General features: G+C 44.5%; 21 protein-coding genes. 8 read left to right on the forward strand and 13 right to left on the reverse strand.

The annotated features are described in order from the left end of the window. Positions 1–91 precede the first annotated feature (91 nt). The 9 genes from H6F44_RS11375 to H6F44_RS11415 form a co-directional block, all read right to left on the reverse strand. Positions 92–1,861: a PAS domain-containing hybrid sensor histidine kinase/response regulator gene (locus H6F44_RS11375; protein ID WP_190351078.1), complete on the reverse strand. Its 1,770-nt coding sequence runs from the start codon at positions 1,859–1,861 to the stop codon at positions 92–94. Between the two features lie 31 nt (positions 1,862–1,892). After that, positions 1,893–2,252 carry a PAS domain S-box protein gene (locus tag H6F44_RS11380; RefSeq protein ID WP_190351079.1) on the reverse strand — a complete coding sequence of 120 codons (360 nt, stop codon included), beginning with the start codon at positions 2,250–2,252 and terminating at the stop codon, positions 1,893–1,895. A gap of 198 nt (positions 2,253–2,450) precedes the next feature. Then, the gene (locus tag H6F44_RS11385; protein ID WP_190351080.1) at positions 2,451–6,524 is read right to left on the reverse strand and encodes a GAF domain-containing protein; all 4,074 of its coding nucleotides are present in this window, start codon (positions 6,522–6,524) and stop codon (positions 2,451–2,453) included. 198 nt (positions 6,525–6,722) lie between these two features. Then, complete coding sequence (gene cbiT / locus H6F44_RS11390) at positions 6,723–7,322, reverse strand: precorrin-6Y C5,15-methyltransferase subunit CbiT (protein WP_190351081.1); 600 nt, start codon at positions 7,320–7,322, stop codon at positions 6,723–6,725. Positions 7,323–7,464: 142 nt separating this feature from the next. Further along, positions 7,465–9,330 carry a ribonuclease J gene (locus H6F44_RS11395; protein WP_190351082.1) on the reverse strand — a complete coding sequence of 622 codons (1,866 nt, stop codon included), beginning with the start codon at positions 9,328–9,330 and terminating at the stop codon, positions 7,465–7,467. An 83-nt stretch (positions 9,331–9,413) separates the two neighbouring features. Then, positions 9,414–10,307, reverse strand: coding sequence for a 4-hydroxy-tetrahydrodipicolinate synthase (gene dapA, locus H6F44_RS11400; RefSeq protein WP_190351083.1), 894 nt, complete (start codon positions 10,305–10,307; stop codon positions 9,414–9,416). A 233-nt stretch (positions 10,308–10,540) separates the two neighbouring features. After that, positions 10,541–11,557 (reverse strand): aspartate-semialdehyde dehydrogenase, encoded by a 1,017-nt coding sequence (locus H6F44_RS11405; RefSeq protein WP_190351084.1) that lies wholly within the window; start codon positions 11,555–11,557, stop codon positions 10,541–10,543. A 340-nt stretch (positions 11,558–11,897) separates the two neighbouring features. Continuing rightward, positions 11,898–12,170, reverse strand: coding sequence for a DUF3143 domain-containing protein (locus H6F44_RS11410; RefSeq protein ID WP_190351085.1), 273 nt, complete (start codon positions 12,168–12,170; stop codon positions 11,898–11,900). Then, complete coding sequence (locus tag H6F44_RS11415) at positions 12,136–12,693, reverse strand: J domain-containing protein (protein ID WP_190351086.1); 558 nt, start codon at positions 12,691–12,693, stop codon at positions 12,136–12,138. The genes H6F44_RS11410 and H6F44_RS11415 overlap by 35 nt, the downstream gene beginning before the upstream one ends. A 219-nt stretch (positions 12,694–12,912) precedes the next feature. Here H6F44_RS11415 and rpaB point away from each other — a divergent pair, with 219 nt between their 5' ends. Beyond that, positions 12,913–13,650 carry a response regulator transcription factor RpaB gene (gene rpaB, locus H6F44_RS11420; RefSeq protein WP_190351087.1) on the forward strand — a complete coding sequence of 246 codons (738 nt, stop codon included), beginning with the start codon at positions 12,913–12,915 and terminating at the stop codon, positions 13,648–13,650. Between the two features lie 98 nt (positions 13,651–13,748). Here rpaB and remA read toward each other — a convergent pair whose 3' ends face one another. Beyond that, a complete protein-coding gene (gene remA, locus H6F44_RS11425) occupies positions 13,749–14,009 on the reverse strand; it encodes an extracellular matrix/biofilm regulator RemA (protein WP_190351088.1) in 261 nt (86 codons plus the stop codon). 152 nt (positions 14,010–14,161) lie between these two features. Then, a complete protein-coding gene (gene trpB, locus H6F44_RS11430) occupies positions 14,162–15,403 on the reverse strand; it encodes a tryptophan synthase subunit beta (protein ID WP_190351089.1) in 1,242 nt (413 codons plus the stop codon). 219 nt (positions 15,404–15,622) lie between these two features. Here trpB and H6F44_RS11435 point away from each other — a divergent pair, with 219 nt between their 5' ends. The 6 genes from H6F44_RS11435 to H6F44_RS11460 all read left to right on the forward strand — a co-directional run bounded on the left by H6F44_RS11435 (position 15,623) and on the right by H6F44_RS11460 (position 22,591). Beyond that, positions 15,623–16,456, forward strand: a complete 834-nt coding sequence (locus tag H6F44_RS11435) for a universal stress protein (protein ID WP_190351090.1) — start codon at positions 15,623–15,625, stop codon at positions 16,454–16,456. A 300-nt stretch (positions 16,457–16,756) separates the two neighbouring features. Next, positions 16,757–18,769 carry an NAD(P)H-quinone oxidoreductase subunit 5 gene (locus H6F44_RS11440; protein WP_190351091.1) on the forward strand — a complete coding sequence of 671 codons (2,013 nt, stop codon included), beginning with the start codon at positions 16,757–16,759 and terminating at the stop codon, positions 18,767–18,769. 76 nt (positions 18,770–18,845) lie between these two features. Beyond that, on the forward strand, positions 18,846–19,742 hold the full coding sequence (locus tag H6F44_RS11445) for a branched-chain amino acid ABC transporter permease (protein WP_190351092.1): 897 nt from the start codon (positions 18,846–18,848) through the stop codon (positions 19,740–19,742). Between the two features lie 63 nt (positions 19,743–19,805). Continuing rightward, a complete protein-coding gene (radA, locus tag H6F44_RS11450; RefSeq protein WP_190351093.1) occupies positions 19,806–21,266 on the forward strand; it encodes a DNA repair protein RadA in 1,461 nt (486 codons plus the stop codon). Between the two features lie 174 nt (positions 21,267–21,440). After that, positions 21,441–21,899 (forward strand): chemotaxis protein CheW, encoded by a 459-nt coding sequence (locus H6F44_RS11455; RefSeq protein WP_190351094.1) that lies wholly within the window; start codon positions 21,441–21,443, stop codon positions 21,897–21,899. Between the two features lie 38 nt (positions 21,900–21,937). After that, positions 21,938–22,591 (forward strand): class I SAM-dependent methyltransferase, encoded by a 654-nt coding sequence (locus H6F44_RS11460; RefSeq protein WP_190351095.1) that lies wholly within the window; start codon positions 21,938–21,940, stop codon positions 22,589–22,591. Between the two features lie 169 nt (positions 22,592–22,760). On the opposite strand, the gene H6F44_RS11465 is transcribed toward H6F44_RS11460, so the two are convergent. Next, positions 22,761–23,330, reverse strand: coding sequence for a fasciclin domain-containing protein (locus H6F44_RS11465; RefSeq protein ID WP_190351096.1), 570 nt, complete (start codon positions 23,328–23,330; stop codon positions 22,761–22,763). 156 nt (positions 23,331–23,486) lie between these two features. Between H6F44_RS11465 and thiO the strand changes: the two genes are divergently transcribed. Further along, on the forward strand, positions 23,487–24,494 hold the full coding sequence (gene thiO / locus H6F44_RS11470; protein ID WP_190351097.1) for a glycine oxidase ThiO: 1,008 nt from the start codon (positions 23,487–23,489) through the stop codon (positions 24,492–24,494). Positions 24,495–24,497: 3 nt separating this feature from the next. On the opposite strand, the gene H6F44_RS11475 is transcribed toward thiO, so the two are convergent. Continuing rightward, positions 24,498–24,911 carry a helix-turn-helix domain-containing protein gene (locus H6F44_RS11475; protein ID WP_190351098.1) on the reverse strand — a complete coding sequence of 138 codons (414 nt, stop codon included), beginning with the start codon at positions 24,909–24,911 and terminating at the stop codon, positions 24,498–24,500. Between the last annotated feature and the right edge of the window lie 40 nt (positions 24,912–24,951).

Here is a 24,951-nt window from a genome sequence, read left to right on the forward strand (position 1 = left end):
GCTTGATCGTCTAACAGTTCAGTTAGGGGAAACTTGATCATGTTTATGTCTGTTGTTGCGTCAAAACTTTTTTCCTATTTTACCATTTCACCTATTTACCCCCATGAGCGAAAATTCGGAGCTTTGAGGCAGTACGAACTTCTCTGTTTATCAGATTCTTTTTGATTAGTTTTTGTCCATCTGGTGTACCTGCGATCGTGTCAACTAGGCTGTTTAATAAACGCGCTTTGCGGACTGGTTTACAGAGATAGTCAGCAAAGCCAATCTCCAACATACGGCTTGCTGCACCACTTTGATCTAATGAAGTAAGCATAATTAAGTGCAGATTTTTCAGGACTGTCGAGCTTTTAATTTGGATGCCCAACTGCTCACCATCCAATTCAGGCATTTGCATATCTAGTATGGCAACATGATGTGGCTGTCCCATCTCTATAGCTTGAAGGAGACAAGGAATAACATCAGGAGACTGGATAAGCACATCGACCACCATTCCCCAAGATTTTAGCTGATGATAAAGGATATTACAGTTCGTGATGCTATCATCAACCACCAAAACCTTTAGTCCCCTGAGATTTTCTATCCCTAGACTATGATCCTCACTGGATTTATTGGGTTGCATTTCAAAAGGAACTGTAAACCAGAAAGTGGAGCCCTTGCCTTCTTCACTTTCTAAATAAATTTCTCCTCCCATCAGCTCAACCAATTGCTTACAGATCGCTAGCCCCAAACCAGTGCCGCCATATTGTCTAGTTGTTGAAGCATCAACTTGGATAAAAGGTTGAAACAGCTTAGACTGAGAAGATTCTGATATCCCAATTCCAGTGTCGATGACAGCAAATCTCAAAACCACAGAATTTCCTAGTGCAGCCTCTGGGCTTACTTCAATGATCACCTCTCCTTGTTCGGTAAATTTAATGGCATTATTAGTCAAATTCAATAAAATTTGTCGCAACCGACTGATATCTCCTTGCAAGTATTTTGGCGTATCTGGATGAATAAATGTGGCTATTTCTAACCCTTTACTATGAGCAGGTTTAGCTAAAATATCAGCAATCTCCTCTAAGCTTGACTCGATATCAAAGTCAAGTATCTCTAGCTGCATTTCACGAGCTTCTAGTTTGGAGAAGTCGAGGATTTCATTGATAAGATTTAGCAGGTGTTCACCACTGTTGTGAATTGTGTCAACAAAATCTCGCTGTTGTGCGTCTAGACTAGTTTCTAGCAATAAGCCTGTCATCCCAATCACTGCATTCATTGGTGTTCTGATTTCATGACTCATGGTTGCTAAGAAAGAACTTTTTGCTTTGTTTGAGTTCTCTGCTGTTTGTTTGGCTATTTGAAGTTCGTGATTTTGTTGATTTAGCCGTTCATTTAATTCGACCAATTCTTGAGTCCGAAGATTAACTCGCTTCTCTAGTTCTAATTTAGACTGATGCAATAATGTTTGGCTTCTTTGCTGTTCGGTAATATCGTTAATTGTGACAACTATGCTAATCTCTTTTGGCTCATTAACCGTTATTTCCACGTAGGTAGAAGTAATCTCAAGGATCGAAACTTGCTTACCAAGATAGCACTCATAACACTCACTAATTTTCCCTTTTTCCTCCATAGCTAATGCAATGGGATGTTTATCGGCTGGCACAAGAATTCCATCATAATGCAGAGGCAAAAGTGATGATAATTCTTTGCCCAAAATCATAATATGTAATTTTCCAACTAAGCGATCGAAAGACTTATTACACCACTGGATACGACCTGATGCATTAGTCCACACTATCGCGCTATCTACTGCCCCCAGAGCGATTTCCATCTTGCCAAGGGTCGATCGCAGTTCTTGTATTTGAGAGGATGTAGATTCCATGAATATACTCTTAAGATTATTAACTAGAAAATTAAGATTCAAGTGGACGCAATGTTGCTCCAAAGCTCCATTTACCGTCTATTTCTTCAGCAAGAATATAGTGCTCAGATAAAATCTCTCGTTCGTCTTTGGTAATTACTTTAAGCTCTAGTGGATGATTGAGAATGGTTGAAACTCCTGAAGCTGTAAAACGGGAAAACCCCATATGATGGGACTCTCGAAAATAACTTGGTAAAATCACCGAGATCAGTTGTCCAATAATTTCTTGCTTTTGCCATCCCGTCAATACTTCAAAATGCTCATTGACATCAACAATAATTCCCTGAAAATCAGCAATAACACTAGGGAGATCGCTAGTTAAAATCTCTACAAGTGTCTGGGGGCGGTTCATCAAGAAATCCTCAAGGTTAATATGGGCGTTAATTATGTTCTTACAGTGCCTTGTGCTCAAATCTAAACCAAATTGCTGTAATAAAAATATAGGTTAATTATACCTTTTGCAAGGGTTGTAAGTAAAGTTGTTATTGATTAAGTCCAAACTATGAAAGAGAATGAAGTGAAAGAGAATGCAATAAAAGAGAATGAAGATCTAAATATGGCTTTCTATTTCCCTAAGTCCTAGTGTTATTTTGTCAAAAAGTAAGGTTGCATTTTCAGGAAGCATCTTTTGTTTGCCGCTCTCCTCTAGTATCGATGCAAGTTGTGCAATGCCATTAATACCGATCGCCACGCTTGAACCTTTAATGAAATGAGCTTCTTGCTCAATCTCAAAATATTGCTTTCGGGCGATCGCTACTTTCAACGCTTCCATATGCTCAGGCAACGAGCTTAAATATGCCAGCAGAAGTTGTTGTTTAAACTCCTTATCACCATTAGACATTTCTTCTAGATATGCCCAATTAATCTCTAGTTCTTCTGCAATACCATGGGGGCTTGATGCTTTAGCACCAGAATAGGTGGCGCTATCATTAGGATCGGTTTCAGCAACTTTGGCTGTTTCTAGCTCACTCCTTTGAGCAATAACCCTGCTCCATAATGAGAGAATATCGGCAAGATTCTCTTTACGGACTGGCTTGCTGAGGTAGTCGTCCATGCCTGCCGCTAAGCAGCGATCGCGATCTTCCTGTAATGCATTAGCTGTCAGGGCAATGATAATCACCTTATGAGATTCTAGACAACCGTTGGCTGTTTCTAATGCGCGAATTTGGCGACTAGTACTATAGCCATCCAAAATTGGCATTTGACAGTCCATCAAAATCATATCGTAATGAATTTGGGCGTATAGATCTAATACTTCCTGTCCATTTGCGGCAATATCAGCTTGATATCCTAAACTTTGAAGTTGATTGAGTGCAACTTTTTGATTAACTAAACTATCGTCTGCAAGTAAGATTTTAAGGTTAAAAGGTTGGATTGGTGGTAGATTGCCGACAGAGTAAAGCGATGATTCAATAGTTGATTTTTGGGAGTTGCCAGAAATGGTTTCAATTAAACAATTCAATAAGCGCACCTTACGGACTGGTTTGCGGAGATACTCAGCAAAACCAATTTCAATCATATGGGTAGCATCTCCACTTTGATCCAAAGATGTAAGCATAACCAAGTGAATATCCTTAAGGCTAGGAGAGTTTTTAATCTGTATTCCCAACTGCGCTCCGTCAAATTCTGGCATTTGCATATCAAGGATCGCGATTTTATATGGATCGTTTTCAGCGATCGCCTTTTCTAGATAAGGTAAAGTCAAACTAGATTGCTGAATCGTATCAACACGCATTCCAAAACTACTAAGTTGATGGTATAGAATATTGCAGTTGGTAATACTATCATCAACTATCAAAGCTCGAATATCTTCTAAAACTTCAGCTCCTATAAAATCACGGACACAATTAAGCTGTTTTTGCAATGGAATTACAAACCAAAAGGTTGAACCTTTATTTTCCTCGCTTTCCACATGGATCGAACCGCCCATTAACTCTACAATTTGCTTGCAAATGGCTAAGCCCAAACCAGTGCCACCATATTGACGAGTTGTGGAAGCATCAACCTGAGTGAAGGGTTGAAATAGTTTCGTCTGTGCAGGCAGAGGAATACCAGTACCAGTATCAATGACTGCAAATTTTAAAACCACATCACTTTCACTTTCAGTTTCTACCGTAACTTCGATTGTTACTTCTCCTTTAGAGGTAAATTTGATAGCGTTGTTTGTCAGATTTAGTAAGACTTGACGTAACCGACTAACATCGCCGCGACAACATTTCGGCACGTTGGGATGAATGAATGATGCTAGCTCTATGCCCTTAAAATGTGCTGATGGAGCAAGTATTTCCGTGATTTCTTCTATGCTGATATCTAAATCAAAATCAAGATTCTCTAATTGCATTTCACCTGCTTCTAATTTAGAGAAATCAAGAATTTCGTTAATCAGATTTAGTAAATGATCTCCACTAAAACGAATGGTTTCCGCAAAGTCTCTCTGCCTTGCATCAAGTTTGGTATCTAGTAGTAGTCCTGTCATACCAATGACTGCATTCATAGGAGTCCGAATCTCATGACTCATCGTAGCTAGGAAAGAACTTTTGGCTACAGTTGCCTGTTCAGCTTCTTTACGAGCAATTTCTAACTCAACATTTTGTTGTTGCAAAAGCTTGAGTTGTTCCTTCTCTTGGGTAAGCAATCTTGATTGGGCGATCGCAATCCCAATTTGGTCGGCAAGCTGACTCAAAAGACTGATTTCAAAAGATTCCCAATGTCTTGGCGCAGAACATTGATGGGCGATAAGCAATCCCCACAAATGAGCATTTTCCATGATTGGAACAACTAGATTTGCTTGCACTTGAAAACTAAACAAAAGCTCTTTGTGGCATTCACTGAGATCAGATTCAGCGACATTATCGATCGCTAACTTGCGTCCATCTTGATAAATTCGCCAGTATCCCGATTGAAAGCAAGTATCCTGAATATTAGCATTTAAAGAGGATTTCCATTTAGGATTGAGCGATTCCACTTCTACTGTCCCTGTCCAATTATCATGAAATCGGTAAATGATGACGCGATCAGCTCTAATAAATTTGCGAATTTCACTTACAGAAGTATTCAGGATTTCCTGAATATCTAAAGACTGACGGATACGCAGAGCAATATCGGAAAGCAGTATTGAGCGCCAGTTCTGTTTATGTAAGTCCCTTTCGGTTTTTCGCCTCTCCATATATTGCCCGACTTGACTACCGATCGCTGTCACCACGTTGATTATTTCTGTGCCACAATCATGCCTTTCCCGATTAAACAAAGTAATAATCGCCAAAACCGAATCATTCTCACCACATATAGGAAAACTTAGTGCATAACCTATACCCATTTTTTTGACAACTTCTGATTTATAAAAGTTAGGATATTGATCAATCTCAATATACTTAGGTTTCCCTTCTGCCCATACCGAGCCAATTAACCCCAAACCATATTCAACTGACATCAGTTTATGCGTCTGAATTAATTCTATTGAATCAATTTCTGGCTTGGCATAACTGGTCATCATGCTCAAAGAACGAGGATAGTTACTAATCAGCCATAGTTCAGCTACGTCCCAAGATAACTGTTCGCATAGTGTCCGTAAGATGCGTATTGCCGCATTACTAAAGCTAGGTGACTCTGCAAGCACTGCCGCGATTCGACTTTGGGCTGTTACCAATCTTTCGGTCTGCTGACGACGGAGGCGATCGCGTTCAGATTCTTTTTGGGCAGTAAGGTCTCTGGCTACACAGAGGCATCCAGTAACTTCTTCTAGCTGATTATAGATAGCAGTAATCGACAATAAAACAGGAATGCGATCGCCATTCTTACAAATATAAATCCATTCCTTTTCAAAGGTTATCCCCAATTTTGCTTTAGTCGTAAATATTTCAATTCCAGCTTTGATCGGTTGATTTAATTCTATAGATAATTGATGGGAATTCTCAATGATTTCTTTGATGTCATGGAAAATTTCAAGACTTTTGCCAATTACTTCATCTGCACTATACCCCAATAGCGATGCTGCCCCTGAGTTGAAGGATTGAATATTACCTTGCAAGTCAGTGGAAATAACCGCAAAATTCACACTGTCTAAAATTGCCTGTTGCAGCATTGAGACTTTATGTGAAGATTCAAGCACTGTCATAAGCATTTTTGATGCTTCGTTATTACGTCGTAACTCCAATTGGCTAATAACCAGGCGACCCAGGGCTTTGAGTTGTTGTATCTGTTGAGGTGTTAGGTCCTGTGGCTGGCGACCTATGACACACAAGGTTCCTAAATTAAAATTATCCGAGGTTTTTAAAGGCACGCCTGCATAGAAGCGAATATTTGGCTCATTAACAACTAGGGGGTTGTCAGCAAAGCGAGGATCTTGAGTTGCATCTGGAACATTCAAAAATGCATCGTTGGCAACTGCATGACCACAAAAGGAAATATCGCGATGGGTTTCTGCTGTTTCAATGCCCACACGAGATTTAAACCACTGCCGATCGCTATCAATGAAAGATATCAAAGCGATCGGTGTACCGCAGATGCTAGCGGCTAGTTGGGTCAGATCATCATATTCCTGCTCTGGCAATGTATCGAGAATTTGGTAGCGCTCAAGAGCGAGTTGGCGATCGCTCTCGTTCAGTGGCGTGTGAGGTTTTTGCATGAAATCAAACCAAATGAGGCAAGTAAATAAACAAAAACATCTAGAGTCTTAGAAAGTGCTTTAAAACTTTTTATATCCCTAAATCCCCCTTAAAAAGGGTGACTTTTTTAATCTTCTCCCCCTTTCGTAGGAGGGGTTAGGGGAGAGACATCGATATTTCTAGCAAGTACCGAGACCTTTCAAACAGCCTCTATTAAATTATAGCTTTTCGCCACTGATAATAAACATGGGGCTAACTGCTGCAAAAACTTGATGATGTCCCCTTGTTTCTAAGCGGTTAACCGAGGACTGAACCACTTCCACATTTCGTGCTTGCAACTTCGCAAAACTGGCCGAAATCGCATATAGCCCCTCAAGGCTATTAGTAGTAGCGATCGCCCGTCCACCAGTGCTTAATCGCCCCCAACCATAATCAAGAATATCCGCAACCGATCGCCCACCCTCAATACAGATGCGATCGGGAGTCTTTGTGAAATTAGCTAAACATTCAGGCGCATTGCCGACAATGATTTCCACATTATCAACTCCAAATTTTTGGCAATTGAGCGCCATTAATCCTGCCACATCTTCATCCCGCTCGATCGCCACAATCTGCCCCTGAGGACATAGCAACCCCGCCTCAATGGGAATTGTGCCTGTACCCGCGCCAATATCCCACAGAATAGAGTCATTACGTAGGCGCAACTGTCCAAGAATAAGTAAGCGCGTCTCACATTTGCTCATCGGAATCCCTGGCAAGCGATCGAATAGCTCATCAGGGATGCCAGGCGTAACATAAGGCCAGATCGATGCAGTCATGGAGATAGGACAAGTAAAGATATAAGTTTAACGAATCAGCAACTTTGCTGCTATCCATCAAACCACAAATTCGCACAAGGACTATTATCCCTATGCGAATAAATGTACCGAAATACACATTTCAGTGCGCTGTGATACCTGCCTAAACGCTAGTGGTAGTACGTCTGCGGCGACCAGCACTAGAAGTAACTGCACCAGTTGTTTCCGCCACCTTAGTATTGACAACAGGCTTGTCAACAGCACCACTAGCACTCACCTTCGAGGGTTTTAGCGTCACACCGAGGGCATTGGGCTTAGGGGTCTCTGACTGAGTTACATTGCCAGGGGTTTGCAATAGGAAGACGATCATCGGCTTGCTCTGCATTTGCTGACGCAATACACGGGTGAGATCCTTTTCCAATTGACCGCGCAAGCCAACCCAATCTACCTCTAGGGAGCCAATATTTCTGGCGAAATTACCCCAGCAACTTGCAAGAGAATTTTCGATCGCCTTGGAAATAGCGGCGATAATCAGCGATCGCTCCATCGGCAAGACCACACCACTTAGCTGAATATCAGGCATAGCCGATAGTTTGCCATCCAATCCAATGGACACAGCGATCGTAAAGATGCCATCCCCCGCAATTTGTTGGCGATCGCGCAAGACATCACCCTTAACCATGCCATCCCGCGAAGAATCCACCAACTCCACACCCGAAGGCACTTTATCAACAATGCGAATCGCCGATTGGGAAACTTCCACCACATCGCCATTTTCAGCAATGACAATATTTTCCTTAGGAATACCCATATCCGCCGCCATCTTCGCGTGTTGCTTCAACATCCGCAACTCACCATGGGCAGGGAAGAAGAACTTAGGACGCACCAAAGCCAACATCATCTTATGTTCTTCCTGAGCGCCGTGACCCGATACATGGATACCCTTATCCTTACCATAGATCACATTAGCACCGAGAGCCATCAGCTTATCGATCGTGCGAACCACGGGAATCGTATTACCAGGAATCGGATTGGCAGAGAAAATCACCGTATCCCCATCACGCACCTCAAGTTGCTTATGACTACGGTTTGCCATGCGGGTTAGCGCCGACATCGGTTCACCCTGAGAGCCAGTCGTCAAGATCAAAATTTGATCATCGCGGTAATGACGCAAATTTTGCAAAGGTTGGAATAGATCATCACGACACTTGATATAACCAAGGTTCCGCGCATGGGCAATCACATTCAACATCGATCGCCCAACCACACCAACCACGCGCCCCTGCTTGTCGGCGATATCCAAGATCATACTGACCCGATGCACAGAAGAGGCAAAGGTGGTAATGATTACCCGTCCAGTGGCAGCCCGAATATAGCGCTCAAGGTTAGGATATACGGCTCTTTCTGAAGGCGTAATTCCTGGTACTTCCGCATTAGTAGAATCACTAATCAGCGCCAGTACACCCTTTTCACCATGCTCCGCCAGACGTGCCAAATCAAAGAATTCACCATCAACAGGCGTATGGTCGATCTTGAAATCGCCTGAATGGATCACCAAGCCCGCAGGGGTATTAATGGCAATGGAAAAGCTATCACAAATGGAATGCGTATTCCGAATAAACTCCACAAAGAAGCTTGAACCCACCCGCACCACATCACGGGGCATCACACGGCGGAGTTCGGTGCGATTGAGTACACCTGCTTCCTTAAGTTTGTCTTCGAGCAGAGCCATGGCTAAGCGAGGCCCATAAATTATGGGAATTTCAAACTGCTTCAAGTGGAAGGAAATTGCACCAATATGATCTTCATGACCATGCGTAACAATCATCCCTTTAATCTTGTGTTTGTTATCGCGCAGATAGGTCATATCTGGCAATACCACATTCACCCCCGGCATCATGTTGTCAGGGAAAGATAGCCCCCCATCAAGCAACATAATTTCATTGTTGTATTCAAATACCCATGTATTTTTGCCAATTTCATGCAAGCCGCCAAGAGCAATTATTTTGAGTGCTGGTGTGTTAGTCATAGGTTATCTCTTTGGGAAAGTAAAAAGTAAAAAGTAAAAAGTAAAAAGTAAAAAGTTGATTCAAGTAAGCTAAAAGCTAAAAGCTAAAAGCTCAGCAATCCCACATCTTGCAAAACTTGCTTGATTTTTGCCTCAAGATCTGCATTACCTGCAACCATTGGCGATCGCAAGATGCCTGTATCGCTTCCCATCAGTCGTAAAGCCATTTTTAAAGGAATTGGATTACTGGTGAGAAACAAAGCTTTGAATAGGGGGAATAGTTGCAGATGAATCTCAGTCGCCTCTGTTATTTTGCCTGCGGCGAAGGATTGCATCATGGTTTGCAACTGTCTACCCACTAAGTGCGAAGCAACGCTAATTACGCCCTTTGCACCCACTGCCATTAAGGGCAAGGTTAAGGAGTCATCCCCTGAATAAAGTGTAAATTCTGGGGGGGTGATACTGCGAATGTGACTTGCTTGATCTAAATCTCCAGTTGCTTCTTTTATGGCGACAATGTTGGGGATTTCTGCTAGTTTCGCCACAGTATCTGGCTCTAACTTGCAGCCCGTCCTTCCTGGCACATTGTAAAGAATGATCGGCAGTTCGGGAGAGGCGGCGGCGATCGCCTGAAAATGGGCGTATAGTCCATCTTGGGGTGGCTTGTTGTAGTAAGGGGTCACTTGCAAAGAGCCATCTAAGCCGAGGTGTGCAGCTTTTTGGGTGGCAGCGATCGCCTCAGATGTACAGTTAGAACCTGTGCCAGCGATGATTTTAGCTTTGCCTGCGATCGCCTGTTTCAGTACTGAAAATAGCTGATATTCCTCATCCCAAGTTAAGGTTGGTGACTCGCCTGTTGTACCACACACAACTAAGGTATCTGTCCCTGTCGCAATCAGATCATGTGCCAATTTCTCGGCTCGAGCATAATCGACCCTGCCTTCCATATCAAAGGGGGTAATCATTGCCGTTAGTAATCGTCCAAAGTCAGCACTCATAGATAGAGCTTTTTACAAAAATTAGTGAAAGTTAAAGTGAATTGAAAATCATGATGTTGATTTGATGCAGTGATGTCAGGACATTTTGATAAAAATAACCCGCATAGGCAAGGAGCTTAAACCCCTTGTTAAGGCTAATAAAATCCTAAGAAATGCCTAACTTACTTTTTCAAGCTACCTAAAGAAGAAAATATCAGTTTTCTCCCTTTCATCAGGATTTTTAAAATTGGATTCTAAATCAGGGATTTAGCAATCAACAATTCAGCAATCTGGACTGCATTCAACGCTGCTCCCTTACGGATCTGATCGCCGCATAGCCATAGCTCTAAACCGTTAGGATGAGAAATGTCTTGGCGCAGCCGCCCCACCAATACATCATCCTGACCGCTTGCATCAATGGGCATCGGGAAATAGTTTTTATCAAAGTCTTCTACTAACTTCACCCCAACCGCAGTTGATAGAATTTCTCGCGCTTTGTGAACATCAAAGGGCTGATGGAATTCGAGATTTACTGCTTCAGAATGCGCTCTTAATACAGGCACTCTAACACAGGTAGCCGTAATTTGAATATTGCTATCCCCAAAGATTTTACGGGTTTCATTCACCATTTTCATCTCCTCTTCGCAGTAAGAGTTGGCGGTCATGGGTGAGTTGTGGGGAAACAGGTTAAAGGCGAGAGGGTAGGGGAGGACTTCAGGTTGAGGTGTCTCACCCTTGAGAATGGCGGCACTCTGAATTTTGACTTCTTCCATTGCCCTTGCCCCTGCACCACTAGCCGACTGGTAGGTTGCCGCAACAATCCGCTTGATAGGTTGTACCTGATGCAATGGATAAATAGCTACGGCTAACAAAATGGTGGTGCAGTTGGGATTGGCAATAATGCCTTGATGGGCGATCGCCGCTTCAGGGTTTACCTCTGGCACGATCAATGGCACATGGGACTGCATCCGAAAGGCACTGGAATTGTCGATGCAGACGGCTCCTGCTTTAGCGGCGATCGGCAACCATTCCTTAGAAGTACTCCCTCCTGCGGAGGCTAGCACGATATCTACATCATCAAAAGACGAAGCATTTACAGATTCAATTCGCAAGCGATCGCCTGCAAATTCGATCTCTTTACCTGCTGATCGCTCCGAAGCCAATACACTAAGTTTGCCTAGAGGAAATTTTCTTTCTTCTAGCAAGGCTAAAAGCTCTGTCCCAACTGCACCTGTTGCACCGAGAATGGCAACGCTGTATGTTTTACTCAATGAACCTCCGATAATAGAAACATTAAAAAATTGAAAAACTATGGTTCCTTTTTCGCAACTAACTTTGTAACTTGGTTGCCCTAACCCTTTGATCAGTTCTTTGGACTAATAACCAAAGTTACCGAAAAAGACTGTTAATGAGAGCGTTAGCCTGAGATGCGGAGGCTCTCTAGTGTTTAGGGTTGATGATCCCTAGACCTAAAACTAAATATACTGCAAATCTACAGAAACCTTTGATGGAATGACTTAACTTGTTCATTCACTTATTTAGTTAACCATTTTAGTTAACCATATATTAACAAAATATCAACTAACTTTGTTAACAAATTCCTACTTTAGGTTAGGGACCTGTAAAAATCGCATCTTCGACATCCTGACGACTCAGGGAATAAGGGAAAGCGCGTTGGATCTCTTTGCCGCCGATCGCATCTTGGATATAACGTACACGAATGTCTTCAATATCCATAACAATTTCGGCTTGCCATGCAGGGCGGGTGACTCGCCAAACATTCGGATTGTTTTGATCTTGATCGCAGCCTTGGGCATTGAGCCATGCTTCGAGGGCTGGCAAGGGATGGTTATATAGGGGAGTAGTTGGGGATGGAAGCGCCATAAATAAGATTAGACATCATTGATATAGGTGAAGATTCGAGTATTTGAGGCATCAGATCGGGCAGCAGAGGGTCGCCCCGTAGCCAAGCTATTAGAATTGCTAGAACCAAACAGGCCAATAGCGTACCACCAATTAATAATAGTGCAAATAGTTCACCACCAGATAGGGGGCGTTCGGTGGGTAAACCGTCATTGTCTATTGTTTGCAAGTTTTGCGGCGATCGCAATTTGTAGTCTTCATAGTTAGGTGTTGCGGCTACATTTGGGTTGGCGGCATTGCTGTATTGGTAGCGCGAAAACTGGATGAGGCGATCATAAGCATTGCGCCGTTCAGGATTGCTGAGGGTGGCGTATGCTTCATTAATTTGCCGAAAGCTTTCGACAGCCTCTGTTTGGGGCAGTTGGGTGGTGTCAGGATGGTAAAGCTTGCTAAGATCGCGATAGGCTCGGCGAATATCTACTTCGTTTGCCCAGGGTGTGACCCCAAGGATGGCATAGTAGGTTTTTTTGGGGCTTTTTGACATGGATTTTTCTGGAGTAACAAAGCGAACAAATAGGCTCGTCTGATTTTCACTCTAGATCTTTTGTTAGCGTTTTTTCATCTTAGCGTTAAAGATGCTGAGCTTTGAACTCCTATTATTATTTCTGTAATGGACGCTTTCTTGTAAACTTAATTGAATAAATATGTAAAAATATAAAATTTTACCGAACCTTGGCATCAGCTTAATGGAGTGGACACTGGCTTGGAAAACCATAAGGAAAAAATTCTAGTTGTGGATGACGAAGCAAGTATTCGTCGGATTTTAGAAACCCGTCTGTCAATGATTGGCTATGAAGTTGTTACTGCCGCAGATGGCGAAGAGGCGATCGAAGTTTTTCACCTAGAAAACCCAGATTTAGTTGTGCTTGATGTCATGATGCCAAAACTTGATGGCTATGGAGTATGTCAAGAACTACGCAAAGAATCTGATATCCCCATTATTATGTTGACAGCTTTGGGGGATGTCGCCGATCGCATCACAGGACTAGAGCTAGGCGCAGACGACTATGTTGTTAAGCCCTTTTCGCCCAAGGAGTTAGAAGCAAGAATTCGTTCAGTACTGCGGCGCTTTGATCGCAATGGTACTTCAGGGATTCCTAGCTCTGGGGTCATTCATATCAACACGATTAAAATCGATACTAACAAACGCCAAGTATACAAATCTGATGAGCGCATTCGCTTAACAGGTATGGAATTTAGCCTCTTGGAGTTGTTGGTGGGGCGATCGGGTGAGGCTTTTTCGAGAGCCGAAATCTTGCAGGAGGTCTGGGGATATACACCAGAGCGCCATGTCGATACCCGTGTGGTGGATGTGCATATTTCCCGACTGCGGGCAAAGCTAGAAGAAGATCCTAGCAATCCTGAGCTAATTCTCACAGCAAGGGGTACAGGCTATCTATTCCAGCGCATTGTCGACAATGCTGAGTCTAAACAGTCTTGAGGCAACGCTCTGCGTTCAAAAACAAAAAAAGCGCTACAAAGTAGTGCTTTTTTTTGCTAAAGACTTGCGGCGCTTTGCGCCGAGAATCTTTTGGAGTCTTAATCATTGCTAACTTCTTTTGTTACCACAAATCGATTAGCCACGGTTTCGGGTTGAATTGCTGATAAAACGACATGACTGGAATCGGTAATAATAACTGCCCTTGTCCGTCTGCCATAGGTGGCATCGATCAGCTTGCCATGCTCCTTAGCTTCACTAATAATTCGCTTGATCGGCGCTGACTCTGGACTGACGATCGCCACCACACGATTTGCGGAAACGATATTGCCAAAGCCAATATTGATAAGCTTGATATCCATAGGTATGACTGAGGAGCGATTTAGAGGTGGTTTAGCTACATTTTGGCAAGTATTATGACATCCTAGCGACAGAATCAAGCTTTTAAGACATATTTCGTAAAGTTGCAGTTTTTAAATCCTGTAAGGTGCTGCCAAACAACGCTTTACAGGCTCTAAAGATTTAGATACTGAATTACGGTATTTACATCCTTGTCGCCGCGTCCAGAGCAGTTGATGATAATGCGCTGATCGCTGCTTAGTTGAGGGCAGAGGGTTTCGAGATAGGCGATCGCATGGGAGGTTTCTAGGGCAGGAATGATCCCTTCTAAACGCGATAATAACTGAAAAGCATCTAACGCCTGTTGATCGGTGACGCTGTAATATTCAGCCCGACCAAGATCCTTGAGATAGCTATGCTCAGGGCCTACACCAGGATAGTCTAGCCCCGCGCTAATCGAATGGGCTTCCTGCACTTGCCCTTGATCATCTTGCAAGAGATAACTCATCGCCCCATGCAATACGCCAACCCGCCCAAGGGTTAAAGTGGCTGCATGAAATTCAGTATTAGTGCCGCGTCCTGCTGCCTCTACACCGATCAGCCGCACCGAAGGCTCATCCACAAATTCATGAAATAAACCCATCGCATTAGAGCCACCGCCCACACAGGCAAGGAGAATATCAGGCAACCCGCCCCATTTCTCTTGACTTTGGCGGCGGCTCTCTTTGCCGATGACTGCGTGAAAATCGCGCACAATCATCGGGTAGGGATGAGGACCTGCCACTGAACCAAGAATGTAATGCGTATCAACAACGTTAGTTACCCAATCGCGAATTGCTTCAGATGTGGCATCCTTGAGCGTGCCTGTCCCTGCTTCCACAGGGCGCACCTCTGCCCCCATCAGTTTCATCCGAAATACATTTAAAGACTGACGCTCCATATCCTGAACGCCCATGTAAATCACACATTGCAAGCCAAAACGAGCGCATACTGTCGCGGTGGCGACTCCATGCTGCCCTGCCCCTGTTTCGGCAATGACCCGCTTTTTGCCCATACGGATCGCCAACAGCACTTGGGCAAGGGCATTGTTAATTTTATGCGCCCCTGTGTGGTTGAGATCCTCCCGTTTTAGGTAAATCTGCGCCGTGCCGTAATGTTGGGTTAGCCGTTCGGCAAAATATAGAGGGCTAGGGCGACCCACATAATCACGCAGATAGCCATCTAGCTCATTGTTAAAATCGGGATCGTTTTGATAATGATAAAAGGCTGTCTCTAGCTCTGTAAGCGCACTCATCAAGGTTTCAGGCACATACTTACCGCCAAAAATGCCAAATCTGCCAAGGGCATCGGGGCGGCTATTGGAAATATTGAGATTTGGGGTTGTTGTAAATTTGGGCGCGATCGGCGTTGTAGTCATTGCAATGGTATTGATAAAGCTATTTTCCTTGTAGCTAGGATAACAAAAAGAGATAGGCGCTGCTTGGCATCATCTGTCTCTTTTTGTTGGCAATTAGGCATAAATTTTAAGAATCCCAACGATTTAGGGCGATCGCACTGTAATTGCGCTTTACTCAAGATATAGCAAGCTTTTTATTAGATCTTTTGTACTTTTTTATAGATGAGTTGGTAGCTCGATATGTTACACCAAATTTTGTTAGCTGTGGATGGTTCGGGGCGATCGCGGGAAATGTTGAATATGCTGCTTGCCTTTCCAAGCATCCAAAATTCACAGATCAATGTACTGCACGTTATTCCCAATTCGATTAACTCTGAGTCGGTGGCAGAATACCGCCTAGCGGGTGAGAAAATTATTGAAAGGGAAATTAACAACCTCCGCCTCACTTCGGGTAACACCACTGTCCCATTACTCAAGGAGGGCGAACCTAAGGATGTAGTTTGTAAGGTTGCCGAAGAACTCAAAGCTGATTTGTTGATTATCGGTTCCCGTGGTATGGGACGTTTGCAAGCGATATTGGCAAACTCCGTTAGTCAATATGTGTTTCAGTTGTCCGATGTGCCAATGCTGTTGATCAAGGATGACGTATATGTTAAGACGATCCGCAGTGTGATGGTATCAGTGGATGGTTCGGCGGCGGCTAACCATAGCCTTGACTTGGCAATCAAATTGGCTAGTGGCGCTAAGGATGTGGAGATTTTCTTGGCTAGAATTGTGAAGAAGAATGACGATACTACGGCTAGTAACGATCCTGTATTAGCCGAGGCTGCTGCTAAGTTGAAGCGGCTAAACATTCCAGCGCGATCGTTTGTTGGCTCTGGTGATGTCGGTCGTGAACTTTGCCGCCTTGCCGATGAGTCGAATGCCAGTTTGTTAATGCTTGGCTCTCCTGATCGTCGCCCTTCGATCGCCCGCAGTTTACCCGATCTTGATCGCTTGCTTGGGACTTCTGTCTCTGACTATGTAAGGGTAAATGCAACAGTGCCAGTGCTGCTAACCCGCACGATCGAATAAATTAATTTGTGGATTTTTTGCGGTATTTATACAAAAGCAAGAAATGGCTATGCCGTTTTTTGCTTTTGCATAAGCGTAGTTTATTTTGATTGGCTAATTGGCTAACATTGCTTAGGGACGCATAGGGCAATTGACAGAATGGCGATCGCCTCTACAAAAAACGAGAGAATTAATTTTTCCTAAAATATTGATTTAATGGGTAGCAATGCTCATCACCAACACATCAGCCATGATCTGACTGTAGTAAACTAACTAGATTAGAAGTGTCTCTACAGTAAACTTAGCGTTTCAACGCGACCTATGGACTTTGCATATCAATACGCATGGCTGATCCCCTTGCTGCCACTCGCCGCAGCATTGATTATCGGCACAGGACTGATTACCTTTAACAAATCCACCAACAAACTGCGATCGCTTTGGTCGATCCTCAGCGTATCCGCAACGGGCGGCGCAGGGGTGATATCTGCCAATTTGCTTTGGAGCCAGATTCAAGGGCATGAGCCTTATCTCTATAGTTTTGAGTGGGCGCAGGCGGGTAGCTTCCATCTCAACATGGGCTTTACCATTGATCATTTAACAGCATTGATGTTGGTGATCGTGACTAGCGTTGCCTTTTTGGTGCAGATCTACACCGATGGCTACATGGCGCATGATCCCAGCTATGTGAGATTTTATGCCTACTTGAGCCTATTCACCTCCTCCATGTTGGGATTGGTAGTTAGCCCCAACTTGGTACAGATATATATTTTCTGGGAATTGGTGGGGATGTGTTCTTACCTACTAATTGGTTTCTGGTTCGATCGCAAGGGAGCCGCCGATGCTTGCCAAAAGGCATTTGTCACCAACCGCGTGGGTGACTTTGGACTATTGCTAGGCTTACTTGGTTTGTATTGGGCAACAGGCACGTTTGAATTTGTGGAAATGGGCGAAAGACTCACCGAATTGATTGAGTCAGGGGCAATTAGCGCCGCCTTAGCCACCCTATTTGCAATTCTGGTATTCATGGGACCCGCCGCTAAGTCGGCACAGTTTCCCCTCCATGTCTGGCTACCTGACGCGATGGAAGGTCCCACTCCGATTTCAGCATTAATCCATGCGGCAACGATGGTTGCGGCTGGCGTATTCCTGATTGCGCGGATGTTCCCTGTATTTGAAGAAATTCCTACGGTAATGAATACGATCGCTTGGACAGGGGCATTTACCGCTTTCTTAGGCGCAAGTATTGCGATTACCCAAAATGACATTAAAAAAGGGCTTGCCTATTCCACCGTGTCCCAATTGGGTTACATGGTTATGGCAATGGGCGTGGGAGCCTATGGCGCAGGGCTATTTCACCTGATGACCCATGCTTACTTTAAGGCGATGATGTTCTTGGGTTCTGGCTCCGTCATTCATGGCATGGAGGAAGTGGTGGGACATGATCCCGACCTTGCCCAAGATATGCGCGTCATGGGTGGACTGCGGAAATATATGCCAATTACAGCGATTACCTTCTTCATCGGCACTTTGGCAATTAGCGGTATTCCTCCCTTTGCAGGTTTCTGGTCAAAGGATGAGATCCTTGGGGCGACCTATGCCGCCAACCCCGTATTGTGGGCGATCGGCTTTGTGACGGCGGGGATCACCGCTTTCTATATGTTTCGTATGTACTTCACTACTTTTGAAGGCAATTTTCGCGGGACAGACAAAAAGCTATTGGCGATGGTCAAGGCTGAAAACTCCGTGGGCAAAGAACCTTCCGAGGAAAAATCCCACAGCGATCATCATGCCAGCAAGCCTCACGAGTCACCGATCACGATGACATTCCCTCTGATGATGTTGGCGATCCCATCGATCGCCGTTGGTTTAGTCGGCACACCCTTGGGCAATTACTTCGAGTACTTTATTCATCCTGCCTCTGAAGTAATTAGTGAAGTGCCTGTGGAAGGCTTTACTCCCGAATTTTTATTGATGGGTGGTAGCTCCATTGGCATTGGCTTGATCGGTATTTCGCTGGCAATCTTGATGTATATGCAGAAAAAGATCGATCCCAGTGCGATCGCCAAGTCCATTCAACCGCTCTATCTTCTCTCCAAAAACAAATGGTACATTGACGAAATTTACAATGCTGTCTTTGTCTTAGGATCGCGCCGCATTGCCCGTCAGGTGCTAGAGGTTGATGCCAAGATTGTCGATGGCATAGTCAACCTTGCTGGTTTTGTGACAGTGGTTTCTGGCGAAGGCTTGAAATATTTTGAAAACGGTAAGGCACAATTTTATGCCCTTGTCATTTTCATCGGTATTCTTGGCTTCGTAATTGCCACATCAATCTAATCAAGAATCAGCATAATTTTGAAGCGGCGCTTCGCGCCGCTTCAAAATTAAATAAATCTGTAATCTAAAAAATTTAATGATAGAAGTTCTGCAATCAACTATTGATGGCATTGCTGTGGGTAGTATTATTGCTCTAGCGGCTGTTGGATTAACCCTTACCTATGGTATTCTCCGTCTCTCTAACTTCGCCCATGGCGATATCCTTACCCTAGGCGCTTATTTTGCCTTTTTTGCCAATACCACTTTCAAAATCAATATTTGGTTAGCGATCGCCATTGGGAGCCTGCTTTCGATATTAGTGGTGCTGATTTGCGAAAAAATCCTGTGGCAACCCCTGAGAGCTAAACGTGCCACTACCACCACGATGATGATCGTCTCCATTGGTTTGGCGCTAGTGATCCGCAATGCGATCGTGCTGATTTGGGGGGCAAAGCCGCAAAAGTATGATCTGCCGACTTTCCCCGCGATTAATATTTATGATGTGGCAATTACGCGCAATAAAATTGTCGTAATTATCGCGGCGATCGCTATTATTGCGGCACTGCACTATCTATTGCAAAACACCAAGATTGGTAAGGCGATGCGAGCAGTTGCCGATAATCCTGAACTGGCTAAGGTGTCAGGTATTAATGTTAATGCTGTTATTCTTTGGACTTGGGTGATTGCAGGGGGCATGACCGCCTTTGGTGGCAGCATTTACGGACTAATCACCAACCTGCGTCCGAATATGGGCTGGTTCATGATCCTACCTATATTTGCTGCTGTCATCTTGGGTGGCATCGGTAATCCTTACGGTGCGATCGCAGGAGCATTTATTGTCGGTATTTCTCAAGAAGTTGCCACCACCTGCCCCGTCGCCCTGGGGGAATTGCAAAAATATTGTATCGGTACAGATTACAAGCTCGGCATTGGTTTAGTAATTATGATCTGTGTCTTGCTATTTAAACCTCAAGGATTATTTAAAGGTACTTGAAACACCTAGTTAAACCCAAACCATCGAAATCCAGATCCCCTAAGGGAGCGTGCTTGCACTACTATGGCAAAAGCAAAAACTCGTTATGTTTGTAATAGTTGTGGTGATGACTTCCCGCAAATGTATGGTAAATGCCCTGGCTGTGCTAGCTGGGGAACATTGCAAGAAGAAATTATCCCGACCACAAACACAAATGCGATCGCCACCTTTGCCAATCTTGGTACGGGCAAATCTTCAGGTAAAAACTCAAGTAAAAATATTCCCCGCGAATCGCTCACCCTTTCACAAATTACTGATAATCAACAGGCGCGATCGCCTTCAGGTTATGAAGAACTAGATCGGGTATTGGGCGGTGGCATTGTCGCAGGTTCCCTAGTGCTGATCGGCGGTGAGCCAGGCATTGGCAAAAGTACATTGCTATTGGGAATGGCACAGAAATTAATGTGTCGCTATCCCACACTCTATGTCTGTGCCGAAGAATCTGCCCAGCAGGTGAAATTGCGATCGCAGCGTTTGGGAATTTCTGAAGAAGATTCTGAAAGTCTGTATTTGTTAGCAGAAACCGATTTGGAAGTCGTACTGCGAGAATTACAATCTTTGCGCCCCAAAGTTGCCGTGATTGACAGCATTCAAGCTTTATACTTTGCTAATCTCAATGCAGCTCCTGGGTCAGTATCGCAGGTGCGGGAATGTACAGCCGCCCTGATGCGTGTTGCCAAACGGGAGAATATTTCCCTCTTTATCGTTGGTCATGTCACCAAGGAAGGCGCGATCGCAGGACCAAAAGTCTTGGAGCATATGGTAGATACTGTTCTCTATTTTGAAGGCGATCGCTTTGCCACCCATAGACTCCTGCGCTCGGTCAAGAACCGCTTTGGGGCAACCCAAGAGATCGGCGTATTTGAAATGATTGATCGGGGGTTGCGAGAGGTATCAAATCCTTCGGAATTATTTCTCGGCAACCGTGATGAGTCTGTGCCAGGGACTGCCACTATCGTTGCCTGTGAAGGAACCCGCCCGATTGTGGTGGAGTTGCAAGCCCTCGTTAGTCCCACTAGTTACTCGTCGCCGCGCCGCACCACCACAGGGATTGAGACTAATCGCTTTTTACAAATTTTGGCAGTTCTCGAAAAGCGCATCGGCATTCCCTTATCAAAGTTAGATGCCTATGCTGCTTCGGCGGGTGGCTTGAACGTGGCGGAGCCTGCGGTGGATTTGGGCGTGGCGATCGCTGTGGCTGCTAGTTTTCGCGATCGCACCGTTGATCCGCGCACTGTTCTCATCGGCGAGGTGGGCTTAGGTGGGCAGGTACGCCCCGTTCCTCAATTAGATTTAAGACTAAAGGAGGCAGCCAAATTGGGCTTCAAAAAAGCGATCGTTCCGAATATGCAGGTGATGCAAGATTATGGAATGGAAATTGTGACTGTTACCAAAGTTCTTGATGCGATCGTGGCAGCCTTGCCGCGCACCAAGTTTGAAGCGACAGATGGAAATGGAGTCGCAACCCAAGATCAACCTAATTGACAAACAGGTTACAGCGCTTTGCGCCTAGCTAAAAAACAGACAATCTTTGAAAATTTGCGGAGTAACAAGGTGGCAATCCTTTTGTCTGCAAGTTTGGCTTTTCACCCAGCCATGTAATAGACTCAGAAATATTTCTGTACTACTCAAAGCCTCTATAAGCTTCATTTATTAGCCATGCTCATTAATCAAAAAAAAGAAGAAACCCTCAAGTTCCTGATCTTCACGATGGGAAATCTCAATCTGGCAATGGGAATCGATAGCATTATTCGGATTATTCCTTTGCCACAGATTCATCGCAGTGGCGACAAGTTGTTGGGAATAGCGACCTATGAGGATCGAGAAGTTTTGGTAATTGACCTGTATAAAAAGATTTATGGCAAAGAATCGGCAATTTCTCAGGGCTTTTTGGTGATATTTGCAGGGCGGCAAGGCTGGTATGGGCTGACGATCGCCTCTTTGCCAAATGTGCAGGATGTGCCGCTAAATATTTTGCAGCCAGTACCGTCAGAATATCGCGATCGCGACACCCTTGGTATTGCCAGCCACATGATGCAAGTATCCCTCAAAAAATCTGAACAATTGCAAACCGTCTTTTTGCTAGATGCAGACTTACTGCTAAAAATGGCATCATAATTTGGTATAGACAAATTGCTAGATATTGCTTTTCCATCATGAAACTCTCAAACCAACAGCGCACTAAGCTTGATAATGCCGATGATGCCTTGTTTTATGACTATCCGCGCTTCGTTAATCATGTGGACGATCGCTTTATTGAGCAACTCACCGATCTTTATCGTCAAAGACTAACCCCCAATAGCCGCATCCTTGATTTAATGAGTAGTTGGGTGTCGCATTTGCCCACCGATATGAAATTTGCCCATGTGGAAGGGCATGGACTCAATGCTGAAGAATTAGCCAAAAATCCGCGCCTAGATCATTATTTTGTGCAGAACCTCAATCAAAATCAAATCCTGCCCCTAGCCGATCAAAGCTTTGATGCAGTGATTAACATCGTCTCAGTGCAGTATTTGCAATATCCTGAAGTTGTATTTGCAGAAATCCATCGAGTGCTGAAGGTGGGGGGCATCGCCATTATCAGCTTTTCTAATCGGATGTTTTACCAAAAGGCAATTCAAGCATGGCGGGATGGCTCGGAAAGCGATCGCACAAGGTTAGTATTTAATTATTTCGCATCGGTTCCCAAGGGTTTTACCAAGCCTGAACTAGTGGCAAATGTAACGCCCAGTTCGCCTTTTTTAGCAATGCTGGGCATGGCAAGCAGCGATCCTTTTTATGCCGTAATCGCGACTCGCTGTGAAATATAGGTTAAAAACAAGTAGGGCGGCGCTTTGCTCCGCCCCATTTGCTCTTAGGTTTGCAGGAAGTATGCATTATAAAAAATAAAGAAATGGCGTAGACATTTCTTTATTGAACAACCTTACTGGATTTGGTTTTCAATTCACAAAAGTGTAATCACATTTTTGTGAGTTGTTATTACTTCAAGTCAGGGGGCAAAAGTACAGTGTCGATTACATGGATAACTCCATTGCTGGCTTTCACATCAGCGATCGCCACGTTGGAGTTGTTGATGGTGACACTCTTGCCTGACTTAGTAACTGTGATCAAACCACCTTCAACAGTTTTCACTGAGGCAGTACCACTTTTAATATCCTTGGACAAAACCTTACTTGGCACAACATGGTAGGTCAAAACTTTAACCAAAGTGGCTTTATTCTCAGGCTTTAGTAGTTTTTCGACAGTTCCTTTAGGTAATTTGGCAAAGGCAGCATCGGTTGGTGCAAATACGGTGAAAGGTCCTTTACCAGAGAGCGTATCTACAAGCCCTGCGGCTTTAACAGCAGTAACTAAGGTTTTAAAAGAGCCGTTAGCAACAGCAACCTCAACAATGTTAGGTTCTTGCTTAGCAACAGCTTCAGCCATTTTCTTGGAGCTAGAGGAGTGACAATCATTGGCTAAAGCGGGCAAACTAGATAGTAGACTTGATGTGGCGATCGCTGCACCAGCGACGTTGAGTAAGAATCTAGTAGTTGTATTAGCTTTCATAGGATTGACCTTTAAGTTTTAATAAGTTTTGTTACTCATATTTAATAATAAGTCAACTTTCTGAGTTTTGGGGTGTCCTAGGATGCCAAGATCTATTTAAAACCTATTCAAAACCTAAAATTAGCAATTAGGACAATTTATTTTCGAGGTGTAGTTATGTCGGATGTTTTGGTAATTGGTGGGGGAATTATTGGTCTAGCATCGGCGATCGCTCTCGCGCAAAAGGGGGCAAGTGTGACGATCATAGAGCGCGATCGCTGTGGTCAGGGCGCAACATGGGCGGCGGCGGGAATGCTTGCCCCCGAAGCGGAGATGCTAGAGGGTGATTTATTAGATTTTGGCATCCGCAGTCGCGATCTCTATCCTCAATGGATTGCCAATATTATGAAATTGTCAGGGTTAGACTGTGGCTATTGGTGCTGCGGCATGATTGTGCCAATTATTGCCAGTGACGATCGCCGCCTACAGCACCCCCATTACATCGATCTCCAAGAGGCACACCGCCGCCAGTCAGGGCTAGGCGATATTGTCAAGGGAGCGCTATGGTTGCCCCATGACGGACAGGTAAATAATCGGAAGCTCATGCAAGCGCTATTAATGGCGGCGCGATCGCTATCGATCAAAATTTTAGAAGGGACAATCGTTCATGCCATAGCAAGGGAGCGAGAGCGAGTAACGCATCTGGAAACTAGTAACGGCAAAATGCAAAGCGATCGCTATATCTTGGCAACGGGCGCATGGACACGATCGCTGTTGCCATTACCGATCAAACCGATCAAGGGGCAGATGCTCTCAGTTTTTGACGGCGATCGCCGCTTGCAAAGGGTGATTTATGGCCCCAGTTGCTACATTGTGCCGCGTCAGGATGGCACAATTGTGATCGGCGCAACCGTTGAAGATTGTGGCTTTAGCCAAGGCAATACCGCCGCAGGCATCGCCCAATTATTAAACAATGCTATTAATATTTATCCAGCGATCGCCGCCATGCCCATCACCGAAACTTGGTGGGGTTTCCGTCCCCATGCACCACAGGAAGTTCCCTTAATTGGCAAGAGCGATTACGACAATCTCATCCTCGCCACAGGGCATTATCGCAACGGCATTTTATTTGCTCCTCTCACTGCCCAGCTAGTTACTGAGGCGATCGCCTTCAGGCAAGGCTGAGAGCTAATCCTCCCGTTTTTCTCGAAAGCCCAACTCAATCAACGCCTTACGGATTTTGGCTTTAGTTGGTTGCGTTATGGGCATAGCGAGATTTAGCTCACGCGCTGTTTCTAGCATTTGCCTGATTAAAATATCTAGCAAATTATCATCCACATCTTCAGGAACCTGCTCAATGCGTCCTTGATAAGCCAATGTATAAAGCTCTAAGTGGTGTTTGCCCATGACCTTAGCCAGCTTTGTCAAGGTCTCAGGCGTAGGGCAGGTTCCTTTGAAGCAAGCACCCCTTAGCCTTGGCTGTGGCACACCTGCCAATTCTGCTAAATGGTTCATGCTTATATTCTGCTCCTCTAGGTATTGCAGAACATACAGCCCCAATGGTGAGCAATCTTCATCTTTAACTTGTAACCTTGGCGGCATCGCGAAACCACTAAAATGCTATACACAATATGCCAGAATA

The organism is Pseudanabaena cinerea FACHB-1277 (assembly GCF_014696345.1).
Classification (GTDB): domain Bacteria; phylum Cyanobacteriota; class Cyanobacteriia; order Pseudanabaenales; family Pseudanabaenaceae; genus Pseudanabaena; species Pseudanabaena cinerea.